Genomic DNA, 13,952 nt, shown 5'->3' with positions numbered 1-13,952 from the left:
CCCTTCCGTTTCCGGCTGCTTCACTGCCCCTGCAGTTGCGCCCGGGCCAGAGCCCCCAGCGTGGCCACATCTTCGGCCAAGGTAGACGACCAAGGTTGGCCGAAGTTCAGCCGCAGGCAGTGCCCGAAGCGTGGCTCGGCAGAAAACAGCAGTCCGGGCGCGAAGCTGATGGAGTGGGGCAGCGCTGCCTGCAGCAGCCGATGACTGTCCAGCCCGTCCGGGCCTTCCACCCACAAGAGCAGCCCCCCCAGCGGCCGGCGTAGTCGTGTCCCGCGCGGAAACGCGGCCAGCACCGCATCGGCCAGTTGGTCGCACTGACGTGCCAGCTGCTGGCGGATGCGTTGGCTGATGCGGGTGTAGTCGCCACTGCCCAGCACGTCCGACAGCACACCCAGCAGCAGTGCCGGGCTGACCAGGCTGCTGCTTTCCCGCAGCCGGGCCAGCTCGGCGTGGTGACGCCCGCCGGAAAGCCAGCCAAGCCGGAAAGCCGGTGCGAAGCTCTTGGTGAACGAAGAACAGTAGATCACGTCGCCGTCCCGGTCCCAGGCCTTCAGCGGCGGCGGGTGGCTGCCGCTGAAGTGCAGCTCGCCGAACACATCATCCTCGATGATGGGCAGCCCGTGGCGGCGCGCCAGTTGCAGCAGTCGCTTCTTGTTGTCCTCGGGCATCAGGGCGCCGGTAGGGTTCTGGAAGTTGGTGACGGTGACCAGGCACTTCACCGGGGCGCCGTGACGCAGGGCAAACTCCAGTGCCTCCAGCGACAGGCCGGCGTCGGGGGTGCAGGGAACCTCCAGCGCCTTGAGCCCCAGCATTTGCAGGGTCTGCAATAGACCGAAGTAGACCGGCGTCTCCACCGCGACCGTGTCGCCTGGCCGGGTGAGCAGACGCAGCGACAGGCTGATGGCCTCGGTGATACCGCCCGTGAAAAGGATGCGGTCGTGCGGAATATCCAGCTGCCACCCGGCTGCCAGCTGACTGATCTGTCGATGCAGCAGGGCCTGCCGCGCCATGGGCAGGTGGGCACCGATCAGTTCCGGCTGTCGTGTCAGCACCTGCTGCATGCGGCGCGCCAGTTCCTGCGCCGGATACAGACTGTCGTGGGCCTCCGCCATATGCAGCTGCTGCCGGATCGGTGCGGCCGACAGGCGGATCAGGTTGCTCATGCGGCTTTCCACATCCACCAGCGTGGCCACCGAAGGCATGGGGCGCTCGGCCTGCCCGCTTGCCACGGCACCGGGCAGGGCGGCGAAAAAGCCGGCACGCGGGCGCGCCACCACGCGTTGCCGTTCTTCTAGGTAACGATAGGCGGCCAGTGCGGTGAGGGTATTCACACCGTGTTCGGCAGCCAGCTGCCGCACCGACGGCAACCGGCTGCCGGGCGCAAGTTCGCCGCTGTCCAGCCGCGACTCCAGCTGGCCGGCGATGGCAAGGTAGCGGGGCAGGTCCTCCATCCTGTTATATATAACAGATCGCTTCGGCCAAGGGCTGTTTTCCGCCGTGTGGCACGCCACCGTGCCGGCTGAAGGCTAGGCTGGAGCCCTATGTCTTCACTGGAGTCCGCTCATGCCCGATTTTTCCCAGCGCCAAGCGGCAGCCCGCCTGCCGGCGCCCCCGGCGTTCCGCTGGTCGCACTTCTCGCCCTCGGCTGGACTGGCCGCCGTTCTGGCGCTGCTGGTGGGATATTCCGGCCCCTTTCTCATCATCGTCCACGCGGCGCAGTCGGCCGGCCTCAGTGCTGTCCAGCTCGGTTCGTGGATCTGGGCAGTGTCGGTGGCTTCCGGCGTTGCCGGCTTCTGGCTGAGCTGGCGCTGGAAAATGCCGATTATCACTGCCTGGAGCACGCCGGGCGCGGCACTCTTGCTTACCGCCCTGCCGGGCGTGCCCTATGGAGAGGCGGTGGGGGCGTATCTGGCCGCCGGCCTCATCGTGACGCTGGTGGGCGTCAGCGGCGCGTTTGACCGACTGATGCAACGCTTTCCAGCGCCGCTGGCTGCTGCCTTGCTGGGCGGCATCCTGTTTCACTTCGTGGCCGATGTGGCTGCCGCAGCCCATCAGCAGGCCCTGCTGGTGGGGCCGATGACGGCGCTGTTCTTTGTCGGCCGGCGCTGGTTTCCACGCTTTGCCCTGCTGGCCGCCATTGCCTTGGGGTTGGTCATTGCCGGCCTTGGCGGGCAGTTTGCCGCCCCTGGCGTCTGGCAGGGCAGTAGCGGGCCCAGCTGGACCACGCCCGCCTGGTCGTGGGCGGTTTTCGTCAATCTGGGCCTGCCGCTGGCGGTGCTGGCGCTCACCAGTCAGTTTCTGCCTGGCATGGCAGTGCTCAAGGCCTCCGGCTACGACGTGCCGGCCCGTTCGCCCGTCACCACGCTGGGTGTGGCCTCGATCCTCAGCGCGCCGTTCGGCGGTCACGGGGTGACGCTGGCGGCCATCATCGCCGCCATCTGCACCGGACCGGAGGCGCATCCCGACCCATCGCGTCGCTATGTGGCCGGACTGGTGTGCGGCGTGCTCTACATCCTGCTGGGCGTGGCCGGCGGTGCGCTGGCCGGTATGGTGCTGCAACTGCCCAAGGCGCTGGTGGTGACTGCTGCCGGTTTGGCCCTGTTCAACACCCTGGCCGGCGCATTGGCTGCCGCACTGCGCGATGAAAGCCACCGCGAAGCGGCCTTGCTCACCTTCGTGGTGGCCGCGTCCGGTGTCAGCATCGCCGGGCTGGGGGCGCCCTTGTGGGCGGTCCTGGCTGGCGGCGTCACCGGCTGGCTGCTGGAGAGGCGTCGCAGCTGAGGCTGCCCGTGCCGTCTATGAGCCGCCCTGTCCCGCCCGGCTGGGTACCGATGCATGCTCCGGCCGGTGTGCGGGGTGGCGAGGGGGACGGCCGGCGTGTAAAGTGGGACCGTCAATTCCGTATTTCCGGCGTGCGCAGCGCAAGCGGCAGCACGCCGCTTCGCTTCAAGGACAAGCCCATGTTCCGCTCCGAATGTTACGTTGCCCGCCGCCAGCGCCTGCTCTCCACCGCCCCCAAGGGCCTGCTGCTCTTTCTGGGGCAGACGGACGCGCCGATGAACTACCCGCACAACCCTTATCCCTTCGTGCAGGATGCCAGCTTCCGCTATTTTTTCGGCCTGAACGAACCGGGACTGGCGGGCCTGATCGATACCGAGGCTGGCGAGGCCGTGCTGTTCGGCACCGATCCCTCGGTGGATGACATCGTCTGGACTGGCCCCCAGCCCACGCTGGCCGAGCGTGGCGAGCGGGTAGGCATCCGCTCCACCGCCGACTATGCCACGCTGGCCGACAGGTTGGCCGAAGCCGGGCGCAGCGGCCGTGCGGTGCACTACCTGGCGCCGTATCGCGGCGAGACGGTGCTGGAACTGGCACGGCTGCTCGGCTGCTCGCCCGAGGCGGTGCGCCAGGGTAGCTCGGCCGCGCTCACGCGCGCGGTGGTGGCGCTACGCGAGATCAAGGGCGAGGAAGAGATCGCCGAGATGGAGGACGCGCTGGCGGTCACCCGGGAGATGCATATCGCCGCGATGAAGTCGGCGCATGCCGGCGTGGTGGAGTACGAAGTGGTAGGGATCATGGAAGGCATCATGCGTCGCCGCGACCTGCAGCTGGCCTATCCGTCCATCTTCTCGCGCCGGGGCGAGGTGCTGCACAACCACGGCCATGACCAGGTGATGCAGCTGGGCGACCTGGTGGTTAACGATACCGGCGTGACCAGTGCCGGCGGCTACGCCAGTGACATCACACGCACCATCCCCGTCGGCGGGCGCTTCAGCGTGGAGCAGCGTGCGCTGTACGACACCGTGCTGGCGATGCAGCTGGCAGCGATCGAGGCCATCCGTCCAGGGGTGCGCTATCTGGACGTGCACAAGCTGGCGGCACGGGTGATGGTGGAGGCGATGAAGCCCATGGGCTTCTTTCACGGGGACACCGACGCCATCGTCGAGTCCGGCGCCTACGCAATCGCCTTCCCGCACGGGCTTGGCCACCAGATCGGCATGGATGTGCACGACATGGAGGGCCTGGGGGAGGATCTGGTCGGCTACGACGACAGCGTGACGCGCAGTCCGCTGTTCGGTCTGGGTTACCTGCGCCTGGGTAAGGCCCTGAAGGCCGGCATGGTGCTGACCGTCGAGCCCGGCATTTACTTCATTCCCACGCTCATCGAGGCCTGGCAGGGCGAAGGGCGGTTCGTCGACTACATCGACTACGAGACCTTCCAGCAGTATCGGGACTTCGGGGGTATCCGCATCGAGGACAACGTGCTGGTGACCGAAGATGGCCATCGCGTTCTGGGCGAGCCGATTCCCAAGACCGCCGAGGATATCGAGGCGCTGATGCAGGCCTGAGATCGAACCCCCTACTCCATGCAAACAGCCGGGCTTGCCCGGCTGTTTGCATGGAGCCCGGCAGGGCGTTGCATCCTGCGTACACCACCCCCGACCTGTGCCGCGCGCGCTTGCAGCCGGCGGGCCGAAGCATGCACGATGAATGTACCGCCTGCCGCCGGAGCCGTACATGCCGTTGTCCGCTGCCCCGATCGTCCTGAGTCCGGACCGTGCGTCCGACGCCGCCACCGCAGCCACGTCGCTGCATACCGTTGCCACCACGGTCAGCCTACTGGGCCGGCACGGCATTGCCCCCGAGGCCCTGCTGGCTGGCAGTGGCATCACCCCGGCCTGCCTGACCGAACCCGCCCGGCTGGTCACCCACGCGCAAGAGTTGGTGGTGTTTGCCAACGCGCGGCGGCTGCTGGGTGATGACACCTTCGGCCTGCGCCTCGGGCAAAGTCTGCACATTTCCAGCTACGGTCTTCTGGGGTACACGCTCTTGGTGTCGCCCACCCTGCGTCAGGCCTTGGCTTCGGCCATCCGCTTTCCGCTGCTTTTGGGCAGCTACTTCCGACTGCGGGTGGAAGAAAAGGGCGACACCGCGCGTCTCGTGGCCGACGGCTACCATTACCGCGCCGACCTGCACGCCCTCAACGCCGAGATGTGCCTGTCGTCGATGTGGACCATCGCACGCGACTGTACCGGCCTGCCGCTGGTACCCAGCGCTGTGACGCTGGCTTTTCGCGCGCCGGCGCATCATGCCCTGTATGCGGACATTTTCGGCCAGGCAGGTACCTTCGAGGCCAGCGAGAATGCCTTGATCTTTCCGGCCGAGTGGCTTGACCGGCCCCAGCCCCTCGCCGACCCGGTGAGCTACCACATGGCCTTGGAGCACTGCGAGCGCCTGGAGGGCGAATGGGCCGCCAGCCAAGGGTCCGGCTTTGTTGCGCGTGCCTTGCGCCTGGTACGCACCGACCCGGCACGCTATGCCCAGGCGCCCCAACTGGCGGCTGCCCTGCATGTCTCCGAACGCACGCTCAGACGCCGCTTCGCCGCGCTTGGCACCTCCTTCCAGGCCGTCATCGATCAGGTGCGTTGCGAGGAGGCCCAGCACTTTCTGCGCCACACCGCCCTGCCGGTCAGTGCCATCGCCGAGCGCCTGGGTTTTGCCGAGCCCGCGAGCTTCCGGCATGCCTTCCAGCGCTGGACCGGTCGCCGGCCCAGCGACATTCGCCGCTGACGCCGTCCCCACCCTAAGGCCGTTATGGCCGGATTGATCCCTTAGTTGGCCGCTATTTATCTTCCAGCCCGGCCCGGGCTTGGCAGAATGAAGAAAAGAAAAAAGCAAGACAGACCCACCACAACAGAAAACTGTCTGCAAAAGGAGAAGACGATGACCCAGGTCACCGTAGCGGCCATCCAGATGGCCGTGCATGCGCACGACCGCCGGGCAAACTGGGCACATGCCGAGGCGCTGATCCGCCAGGCTGCGTCCGAAGGCGCACAAGTCGTGCTGCTGCCCGAACTGTTCGAGTGGCGATATTTCTGCACCGAGCAGGATGCCGCCTTTCACGCCTTGGCCGAACCCGTGGCCGCTCATCCTGCCGTTGCCCACTTTGCCCCGCTGGCGCGTGAGTTGGGCGTGGTATTGCCGCTGAGCGTGTTCGAGGCCGCCGGACCGGTGCGTTTCAACACCGTGGTGATGCTGGACGCCGACGGCAGCGTGCTCGGCCACTACCGCAAGAGCCACATTCCGGATGGCCCCGGGTATTCCGAGAAGTTCTACTTTGCCCCGGGCGACACCGGTTTCCGTGTCTGGCCCACCCGCCATGGTCGCATTGGCGTGGGCATCTGTTGGGACCAGTGGTTTCCGGAGTGCGCCCGCAGCATGGCGCTTCTCGGGGCCGAGTTGCTCCTCTACCCCACCGCCATCGGCTCGGAGCCACAGGACCCGACGCTCGACTCCAGTGCCCACTGGCGCCGCACCATGCAGGGCCACGCAGCGGCCAACCTGATGCCGGTGATCGCCGCCAACCGCTGGGGCCGCGAGGCCGGGCGCGATTTTGCGCAGACCTACTACGGCTGCTCCTTCCTCACCGACGGGCTGGGCGAGGTGATCGCCACTGCCGGACGCAGCGGCGATGCGATCCTGACCGCGCACTACGACCTGACACGCCTGGCTGCCGCGCGTGCAGCCTGGGGCGTATTTCGCGACCGGCGGCCGGCGCTGTATGCCCCGCTCCTGACGCTGGACGGCAGCACGCGGCAGCCCTGAGCCCGCACAGCCCGTCCTGTCCGACCCCCACTTCCCGAGGAGTGCCGCCATGAACGGCCATGCGTATTCGATCGAGATCGACCAGGTAAGCAAGCGTTTCGGCCACGGCAGCGAGGCCACGCTCGCGCTCGACACCGTGTCGCTGAACATCCGTACCAACGAATTCTTCACCCTGCTGGGCCCTTCCGGCTGCGGTAAGACCACACTGCTGCGCATGATCGCCGGCTTCGAGGAGCCCACCTCCGGCGATATCCGCCTTGATGGCGTCTCGCTGACTGGCAGGCTGCCCTTCCAGCGGCCGGTCAACACCGTGTTCCAGAGCTACGCGCTGTTTCCCCACCTGACGGTGGAGGAAAACGTGGCCTTCGGCCTGGAAATGTTGGGCCGTGACCGTGCCGCCGTCCGCGAAGCGGTGACACGGATGCTGGCGCTGGTGAAGCTGTCCGACTATGCCCGCCGCCGTCCGCACCAGCTCTCTGGTGGCCAGCAGCAGCGTGTGGCGCTGGCGCGCGCCTTGGCGCCCCATCCCAAAGTGCTGCTCCTGGATGAGTCGCTGTCGGCGCTGGACCTCAAACTGCGCAAGGACATGCAGGTGGAGCTCAAGCGCCTGCAGCGTGAAACGGGCATCACCTTCGTGTTCGTCACCCACGACCAGGAAGAGGCGCTGACGATGTCCGACCGCATTGCGGTGATGGGAGGGGGGAAGCTGCAGCAGGTGGGCTCGCCGGAAGAGATCTACGACCGACCGGTAAACCGTTTCGTGGCCGACTTCATCGGCGAAACTTCCTTCCTCACCGCTGAGGCGCGGGGCAGCGCACTGGAGTTCGGGGCGGCCGGACGGTTGGCCGAAGGCGCGCTCGGGACGACAGCACAGGGACCGGTGGCACTGGCGGCGCGGCCAGAGCGGCTGCGCCTGTCGGAGGACGGCGGGCTGACCGGCGTCGTGTCTGAGGTGGTGTACCGGGGTGCGGACACGCTTTATCTGGTGACGCTGGCGGATGGCCAGAACTGCCGGGTGCGCCACACCAACCGCCTGGGTGCCCGGGAACGGGCGGTTACGGGCGACCGGGTGCGCATCGCGGCCGAGCCCGGTGCCTTCCAGCTGCTGACCGGGGAGGCCGGCCATGCGTGATCCGCGTACCGTATTGCGCCGCGCGCTGCTTTTGGCCCCCACCGGCCTGACCTTGTTCGTGTTCATGGTTATTCCGATGGGCCTGATGGGCTGGATGTCGGTGCTGGAGCCGGATACCTATGGCGGCGTGCGCTGGCACGCCCTGTCGCTCGATGCTTACGTGCAGTTCTGGTACGAGCGCGATCTGGACGACAGCCTGATCCTTAACACCGCCTATATGGAGATCTTCCTGCGTTCCTTCCTCCTGGCCGGCTTCGCTACGCTGGCCACGCTGGTGTTGGGCTTTCCCACCGCGCTCTACATCGCGCTGCAGGACGAGCGCACACGGCAGCGGCTGATCCTGCTGATCTCGATCCCTTTCTGGACCAACCTGCTGGTGCGCACCTATGCCTGGATGCTGCTCTTGCGCAACGGCGGCCTGATCGACAGCGGCCTGGGGGCCTTGGGGCTGGGCAGCGGCGCGCTCGACGTGCTCTACACCCCCACGGCCGTGGCCATCGGCTTCGTGTATTCCTTCCTGCCCTTCATGGTGCTGCCGATCTACACCAGTCTGGAAAAGATGGACTGGCGTCTGGTGGAGGCAGCGTTCGACCTCGGCGCCAACCGCTGGACGGCGCTGCGCCGGGTGGTGTTGCCGATGGCCTTGCCCGGCATTGCCGCAGGCTGCCTGCTTGTATTCATTCCTGCGCTCGGCTCGTACTACATCCCCGAGCTCCTTGGGGGCGGCAAGAGCCTGATGATCGGCAACCTGATCCAGAACCAGTTCGGCACCGCACGCAACTGGCCCTTCGGCGCCGCACTGTCCTTCACACTGCTGGCACTGGTGCTGCTGGCCATGATCGTTTACACCCGCCGGTTCCGGCAGGCTCCGGGAGAATGAGCATGCCCTCTATCGAAAACCGACTATGGCGCTTTCACGGCGTTGCGCCCACCGCCTGGCTGGCCTTCGTCTACCTTTACCTGCCGATCGTCATCCTGGTGGTGCTGTCTTTCAACGCCAACAAGGTCGCGACGCTGTGGACCGGTTTCTCGTTCGACTGGTACCTGCGGGTGCTGGAGAACGACAACATCCTGCGGGCCACGCGCAACTCGCTTGTCGTGGCGACCGGCGCGACCGTGGTGTCCACCTTCTTCGCTACGCTGGCGGCGCTGGCCATGGCTTCGGGTCCGTTCCGCGGCAAGGGGGTGATGAATGCGATGCTGGGCCTGCCGCTCTTGGTGCCCGAGATCGTCACCGCCGTGGCCTCGCTGCTGTTCTTCCTGGCGCTGGGGCTGGAACTGGGGCTGACTACGGTGCTGATCGCGCACATCGTGTTCTGCCTGCCATTTGCCTATCTGCCCATCCGTGCCCGGCTCGAAGGGCTTGACCCAAGGTTGGCCGAAGCCGCCGCCGATCTCTACGCCAGCCGCTGGCAGGCCTTTCGCCGCGTAACGCTGCCGCTGATCCTGCCTGGCGTTGTCTCGGGCGCAATGCTGGCGTTCATCGTCTCGCTGGACGACTTCGTCATCACTTTCTTCGTGGCCGGCGCCGGGGCCACCACGCTGCCAGTCTATATCTTCGGCCTGATCCGGATGGGCATCACCCCGGAGGTCAACGCCATTTCGGCGCTGCTGCTGATGGTGTCCATCGCTTTTGTCGTCCTGTCCTACCGGGTGGGCCGCCGCCCGTCGTAAACCGCTACAAAGGAGAGAACCATGAAAACCGCAGCCCTGCTGCCCCGCCTTGTGCTCTCGGCGGCGCTTCTGGCCCCGTTCTGCGCGCACGCCGCCGGCGAGGTCAATCTCTACAACTGGTCGGATTACATCCCGCAGCCGCTGCTCAAGCGGTTTGAGAAGGAAACCGGCATCAAGGTGAATCTGGACGTCTACGAATCCAACGAGTCGCTCTTGGCCAAGCTCAAGGCCGGCGCCACCGGCTATGACGTGGTGGTGCCCTCCGACTATATGGTCAAGATCATGATTGACGAGAAGCTGCTCGAGCGCATCGATGCCGGCAAGCTGTCCAACTTCAGCCGGGTGATGGCGCCTCTGGACAAGCCCGCCTTCGACCCGCGTCGCGAGTATTCCGCACCCTACATGTGGGGCGTGACCGGCTTTACCTATGATTCCAGTCGCGTGCCTGGCGGCAAGCTGGACGAGAGCTGGAAGAGCTTCTTCGAGCCGCCTGCCGCGCTCAAGGGCAAGGTGGTGGCCCTCAACGACGCCAACGAGCTCTACAACGCTGCCTCCATCTACCTGAAGGTGGACCCGTGCTCGGAGGACCCGAAAGTGGCGCGGCAGGTGCAGGACCTGTTGCTGCGGCAGAAGCCGATGCTGGCCATGTACAACTCCGACGGCACCATCGAGCGCATGCAGGCGCGCGAGGTCATCATGCACCAGCAATGGAACGGTGCGGCCTACCGTACCCGGGAGAAGCTCAAGTCGGCGGTGTTCGTGTATCCGCGGGAGGGCATTCCGTTCTGGAACGACAACTTCGTGGTGCCGCGCGGTGCCAAGAACCGCGACAACGCGCTCAAGTTCATCAACTGGATGATGGAGCCGCGCAACATCGCCGAGGCCTCCAACTTCACCGGCTACAACAACGCCATCAAAGGCTCGGACCAGTTCTTCAAGGCCGACTTGCGCGCCGACCCGGCGATCAACCCACCGGCCGAGTTGCGCAAGCGTTTCGTCCCCAACAAGGTGTGTTCGCAAAAGGCTACGCAACTGCGTGACCGCGTCTGGACCAACCTGAAGAAGTAAAGCCTTCCCCCCTCCCCTTTGGAGCGGCCGTGACTACGCGTCACGGCCGGAGGAGCCCTGCATGCTTACGATTTACAGCGATACCCACCGCCTGCACCACGGCAAGGCCGAACTGATCGACGGCACGCTCAAACCCTGCTTCGAAATGCCGCGCCGCGCCGATATGGTGCTGGGCCGGGTGCGCGAGGTGGGCCTGGGCGACATCGTGCCCCCGCGCGATTTCGGACGCCACCCGCTGACGCGCGTGCATACCGAGCGCTATGTGCATTTTCTCGAACACGCCTGGCAGGACTGGACCGCCTCCGGACGCGACTACGATGCCTTGCCGCTGGTGTGGCCGGTGCGCGACCTGCGGCTGGATCGCGTTCCGCGCGACATCGACGGTCGGCTGGGGTTCTTCTCCTTCGACGCGGGCGTGCCGATCACCGCCGGTACTTGGCAGGCGATCACCGATTCGGCCAACGTTGCCCTGACCGGACAGGCTGCTGTCACGGGGGGAGCGCGGGCCGCCTTTGCGCTGTGTCGCCCGCCCGGCCATCATGCCGCGGCCGAATATATGGGCGGCTACTGCTACCTCAACAATGCTGCCATCGCCGCCCAAGCGTTCCTTGATGACGGCGCCGGCCGCGTGTCCATCCTCGATGTGGATTACCACCACGGCAACGGTACCCAGAGCATCTTCTATCACCGGCGTGACGTGCAGTTTCTGTCTCTGCACGGCGACCCGGACGTGGAGTATCCCTATTTCCTGGGGTTCGCCGACGAAACGGGCGCGGGCGAAGGGGAGGGCTACAACCACAACTACCCCCTGCCGCACGGCACAGCCTGGCCCGACTATGCGGCCGCGCTGGATAATGCCTGCGCCCGCATTGCAGCCTACGGGCCCGACGTACTGGTGATCTCCCTGGGGGTGGATACCTTCGAGCATGACCCGATCTCGCAGTTCCGGCTCAGGAATGCCGACTATCTGGAAATCGGCCGCCGCATCGCCCGCCTGGGGCGCCCCACGCTGTTCGTGATGGAGGGGGGCTACGCGGTGGAGGACATCGGCATTAACGCGGTGAATGTGCTGATGGGGTTCGAGGCGGGCTGACACCTCGCATGCAAAGAAAAACCGCCCTGAACGGGCGGTTTTTCCAGACCTTCGCCGGACTCACGGCGACGGCACCGGCGTGACGGTGCGTTCGGCCTTTTCGGTCATCACCACCCGCTCCAACACTGGCCCCTGACCGGGCATGGCGGGCTTGAGCTTCAGGTAGTAACGAACGCCGGCTTCCGGGGTGAAGCCCTGGATGCCGCCCGGCAGCACCTGCCACGGTTGGCCCGGTGCGGTGCGCACGCGCAGGCAGCGGGTGCCATCGTCGCATTTGCCTGGGTGCTCCGATACGTACAAATAGCCGGCACCGACAAGGTTGGCCGAAGCGGGGGGCTTGGCAGAGGGGGCCGCCGTCCGCCGGAACACATAGCGTTTGCCTTCGGCTTCCAGCACCAGCTCCTCGGTGGCCGGGTCCGGTTCGAAGCGCGCACCGGACAGCACCGTCAGGAAGTCCTTCTCGATCTGCATGCGATCGGGCGGACACATCATGCGTGTGCTGCCGATCGGGTGCGGACCGTTGGGGCCGACGCTACCGAAATAGCGGTTGCATCCGGCAAAGCCGCTGATGCGGCCTCCCTCTATCGTGAGGGTGGGAACCCGCCCGGACACCTTGGGCGATACCAGCTCCCACTGGCTGGCAGCCGGAGCCGCCAGCACCGGCAAGGCGATCAGGCAGGCCGGGAAGACAAGTTTCCAGGGTTTCATGGCTACGCTCCTTCTATCAGTCTATGCTGATATAAAGACCGTCGACCCTGCCAAGGGTTCCGCAACCCATTGGGGCAGGCGCTCCTTGCCGCGATCAGAGGATTTCGGCCACGCTCTTGGCGGCGCGCTTGGCATCCAGGAAGATCAGGCCCAGTTTGGCATCCTTGCGTGCAATCACCGTCAGCACCGCGTCCTTGCCAGCGTGGCTCATCAGGATGTAACCGTTGTCGCCCTTCACCATTACCTGTTCCAGCTCGCCACGCGACAGCTCGCGCGCCGTCCGTTCGCCCAGAGATAGCATGGCAGCGGCCATTGCGCCGACCCGGTCTTCGTCCACGTCCTGCGGCAGCAGCGCTGCCATCGTCAGACCGTCGGAAGAGATGATGGCCGATGCCTCGATGTCGGCCGAAGCCCCGTTAAGGTCGCTGAGGATCGATTTGAGCAGTTGTTCACGCATGGGTTTCTCCGGTAAGGGCGGTCAGGCGTAACGCCGGCAGAGCGCTTCGACCATGTCGACGAACGCCTGACCTTGCAGCTTGGGCAGGCCGCCAATCACCAGTACGAACGCCTGGCGGCCAATGTAGAGGGGATAAAAGCCGAGTTCGGCCTGTCCGGCCGGGTCCGTCAGCGCCCACGCGGCGGTCTGCAGACCCAGGTGATTGTTGAGCAGTCGTGCATGTCGGCGCGACATCGCCATCGTGTCGCCCGCCAAGGCTGCGATTTCTTCCGCCGTCTCGTGCATGAAGCCGGAGGTGGCGTAATAGAGTCCGTTGTCGTCGGCCAGCAGTGCCCGACCCTCGCTTGAGAGGGTGGCCAGCAGCTCAGGCAGCCGGCTCTCCAGGTTGCCGGCGGGCACGGGTCGGCCTTCTCGCCGCCCGAGCACGAAGTCCAACCGCTGGAGACGGTAGAGCACCGACAGGGCTTCCTCGATGGAATCCAGCCCCGACCATGCCAGAAGCCGCTCTTCGTTCAATGGCAGGATTGGGCCCTGTTGCAGGATGTGCAGCAGCAGGGTCCGGTCCGCACCGGTCTGCGGGCCAGACACCGCGTAGTAGGTGCCAGCAGGGGTGGCTTCTGCGTACAGGTCGGCATGCAGTCTGAGCGTCTGCGACATCGTCAGCCCTCAAGCCCGGGATCAATGGAATACAACAGCGCGCACACCAGTGACTGAATGTCCTCGCGGCGCCGCGCATCCACCTCGAACACCGGCGGGCGCATGCCCAGGGTTTCCAGGATAGTGGCGTACTGCGCGGGTGTAGGAGTGGGCGCGATATCGGTCTTGGTGATGCCCACCACCAGCGGTGCACGTTCCAGCAGCTTCGAGAAGGCCTCCACGAAGAACTGCAAATCCTTGAGCGGATGGGGGCGGGTATTGTCCAGCAGCAGGATCAGGCCGATGCCGCCTTGGCTCAGGATGTCCCACATGAAGTCGAAGCGCTGCTGGCCAGGGGTGCCGTACAGGTGCACCTTGGTCGTCGGGTCCAGCATCAGCACGCCGTAATCCAGCGCCACCGTGGTGTGGCCCTTGCGGTTGACGGTCATGTCCGAAGCCGTGGCGTCGGTCGTGACCGGCTCGATGTCGCTGATGCTGGCGATCGCCGAGGTTTTGCCCGCACCGACCGGGCCGGTAAAGAGAATCTTGTTGTCGTAAGCACGCATGGTTGGGCGGCC

Annotated in this window: 14 protein-coding genes; 9 read left to right on the top strand and 5 right to left on the bottom strand. The window is 65.9% G+C overall.

What is annotated here, in order from left to right:
* Window positions 1-20 precede the first annotated feature (20 nt).
* A complete protein-coding gene (locus tag EV669_RS03955) occupies window positions 21-1,451 on the bottom strand; it encodes an aminotransferase-like domain-containing protein (RefSeq protein ID WP_132097938.1) in 1,431 nt (476 codons plus the stop codon).
* Window positions 1,452-1,563: 112 nt separating this feature from the next.
* On the opposite strand from EV669_RS03955, the gene EV669_RS03950 reads away from it, so the two are divergent.
* The 9 genes from EV669_RS03950 (at window position 1,564) to EV669_RS03910 (ending at window position 11,573) form a co-directional block, all read left to right on the top strand.
* A complete protein-coding gene (locus EV669_RS03950; RefSeq protein WP_132097937.1) occupies window positions 1,564-2,781 on the top strand; it encodes a benzoate/H(+) symporter BenE family transporter in 1,218 nt (405 codons plus the stop codon).
* A 179-nt stretch (window positions 2,782-2,960) separates the two neighbouring features.
* The gene (locus tag EV669_RS03945) at window positions 2,961-4,349 is read left to right on the top strand and encodes an aminopeptidase P family protein (protein ID WP_132097936.1); all 1,389 of its coding nucleotides are present in this window, start codon (window positions 2,961-2,963) and stop codon (window positions 4,347-4,349) included.
* A 169-nt stretch (window positions 4,350-4,518) separates the two neighbouring features.
* On the top strand, window positions 4,519-5,571 hold the full coding sequence (locus EV669_RS03940; protein WP_165922696.1) for an AraC family transcriptional regulator: 1,053 nt from the start codon (window positions 4,519-4,521) through the stop codon (window positions 5,569-5,571).
* Between the two features lie 153 nt (window positions 5,572-5,724).
* A complete protein-coding gene (gene aguB, locus EV669_RS03935; protein ID WP_132097934.1) occupies window positions 5,725-6,606 on the top strand; it encodes an N-carbamoylputrescine amidase in 882 nt (293 codons plus the stop codon).
* Between the two features lie 49 nt (window positions 6,607-6,655).
* Window positions 6,656-7,738 (top strand): ABC transporter ATP-binding protein, encoded by a 1,083-nt coding sequence (locus EV669_RS03930; RefSeq protein ID WP_132097933.1) that lies wholly within the window; start codon window positions 6,656-6,658, stop codon window positions 7,736-7,738.
* The gene (locus tag EV669_RS03925; protein ID WP_054286075.1) at window positions 7,731-8,618 is read left to right on the top strand and encodes an ABC transporter permease; all 888 of its coding nucleotides are present in this window, start codon (window positions 7,731-7,733) and stop codon (window positions 8,616-8,618) included. Before EV669_RS03930 ends, EV669_RS03925 begins: the two co-directional genes overlap by 8 nt.
* Before the next feature lie 2 nt (window positions 8,619-8,620).
* On the top strand, window positions 8,621-9,412 hold the full coding sequence (locus tag EV669_RS03920; RefSeq protein WP_055434044.1) for an ABC transporter permease: 792 nt from the start codon (window positions 8,621-8,623) through the stop codon (window positions 9,410-9,412).
* Window positions 9,413-9,433: 21 nt separating this feature from the next.
* Window positions 9,434-10,480: an extracellular solute-binding protein gene (locus tag EV669_RS03915; protein ID WP_054286074.1), complete on the top strand. Its 1,047-nt coding sequence runs from the start codon at window positions 9,434-9,436 to the stop codon at window positions 10,478-10,480.
* A 61-nt stretch (window positions 10,481-10,541) separates the two neighbouring features.
* Complete coding sequence (locus tag EV669_RS03910; RefSeq protein ID WP_132097932.1) at window positions 10,542-11,573, top strand: histone deacetylase family protein; 1,032 nt, start codon at window positions 10,542-10,544, stop codon at window positions 11,571-11,573.
* A gap of 60 nt (window positions 11,574-11,633) precedes the next feature.
* On the opposite strand, the gene EV669_RS03905 is transcribed toward EV669_RS03910, so the two are convergent.
* The 4 genes from EV669_RS03905 to EV669_RS03890 form a co-directional block, all read right to left on the bottom strand.
* Window positions 11,634-12,281, bottom strand: a complete 648-nt coding sequence (locus tag EV669_RS03905) for an META and DUF4377 domain-containing protein (RefSeq protein WP_132097931.1) — start codon at window positions 12,279-12,281, stop codon at window positions 11,634-11,636.
* Window positions 12,282-12,375: 94 nt separating this feature from the next.
* Window positions 12,376-12,738, bottom strand: a complete 363-nt coding sequence (locus tag EV669_RS03900) for a roadblock/LC7 domain-containing protein (protein ID WP_054286071.1) — start codon at window positions 12,736-12,738, stop codon at window positions 12,376-12,378.
* Window positions 12,739-12,759: 21 nt separating this feature from the next.
* Entirely contained in the window at window positions 12,760-13,395 is a 636-nt protein-coding gene (locus EV669_RS03895) for a roadblock/LC7 domain-containing protein (protein WP_132097930.1), read from the bottom strand.
* Window positions 13,396-13,397: 2 nt separating this feature from the next.
* Complete coding sequence (locus EV669_RS03890) at window positions 13,398-13,940, bottom strand: GTP-binding protein (RefSeq protein WP_054286069.1); 543 nt, start codon at window positions 13,938-13,940, stop codon at window positions 13,398-13,400.
* Between the last annotated feature and the right edge of the window lie 12 nt (window positions 13,941-13,952).

It is taken from the genome of Gulbenkiania mobilis (genome assembly GCA_004346645.1).
Lineage (GTDB): Bacteria > Pseudomonadota > Gammaproteobacteria > Burkholderiales > Chromobacteriaceae > Gulbenkiania > Gulbenkiania mobilis.
The sequence above is the reverse complement of the archived record's forward strand: the minus strand, read 5'-3'. Positions and strand labels throughout refer to the sequence as shown.

What these genes read in the sequence shown, in the direction of transcription:
- EV669_RS03930 (WP_132097933.1), top strand. Translation starts at nt 6,656, where the DNA reads ATGAACGGCCATGCGTATTCGATCGAGATCGACCAGGTAAGCAAGCGT.
- EV669_RS03945 (WP_132097936.1), top strand. Translation starts at nt 2,961, where the DNA reads ATGTTCCGCTCCGAATGTTACGTTGCCCGCCGCCAGCGCCTGCTCTCC.
- EV669_RS03915 (WP_054286074.1), top strand. Translation starts at nt 9,434, where the DNA reads ATGAAAACCGCAGCCCTGCTGCCCCGCCTTGTGCTCTCGGCGGCGCTT.
- EV669_RS03940 (WP_165922696.1), top strand. Translation starts at nt 4,519, where the DNA reads ATGCCGTTGTCCGCTGCCCCGATCGTCCTGAGTCCGGACCGTGCGTCC.
- EV669_RS03955 (WP_132097938.1), bottom strand. Translation starts at nt 1,451, where the DNA reads ATGGAGGACCTGCCCCGCTACCTTGCCATCGCCGGCCAGCTGGAGTCG.
- EV669_RS03910 (WP_132097932.1), top strand. Translation starts at nt 10,542, where the DNA reads ATGCTTACGATTTACAGCGATACCCACCGCCTGCACCACGGCAAGGCC.
- EV669_RS03920 (WP_055434044.1), top strand. Translation starts at nt 8,621, where the DNA reads ATGCCCTCTATCGAAAACCGACTATGGCGCTTTCACGGCGTTGCGCCC.
- EV669_RS03900 (WP_054286071.1), bottom strand. Translation starts at nt 12,738, where the DNA reads ATGCGTGAACAACTGCTCAAATCGATCCTCAGCGACCTTAACGGGGCT.
- EV669_RS03895 (WP_132097930.1), bottom strand. Translation starts at nt 13,395, where the DNA reads ATGTCGCAGACGCTCAGACTGCATGCCGACCTGTACGCAGAAGCCACC.
- EV669_RS03905 (WP_132097931.1), bottom strand. Translation starts at nt 12,281, where the DNA reads ATGAAACCCTGGAAACTTGTCTTCCCGGCCTGCCTGATCGCCTTGCCG.
- EV669_RS03890 (WP_054286069.1), bottom strand. Translation starts at nt 13,940, where the DNA reads ATGCGTGCTTACGACAACAAGATTCTCTTTACCGGCCCGGTCGGTGCG.
- aguB (WP_132097934.1), top strand. Translation starts at nt 5,725, where the DNA reads ATGACCCAGGTCACCGTAGCGGCCATCCAGATGGCCGTGCATGCGCAC.
- EV669_RS03950 (WP_132097937.1), top strand. Translation starts at nt 1,564, where the DNA reads ATGCCCGATTTTTCCCAGCGCCAAGCGGCAGCCCGCCTGCCGGCGCCC.
- EV669_RS03925 (WP_054286075.1), top strand. Translation starts at nt 7,731, where the DNA reads ATGCGTGATCCGCGTACCGTATTGCGCCGCGCGCTGCTTTTGGCCCCC.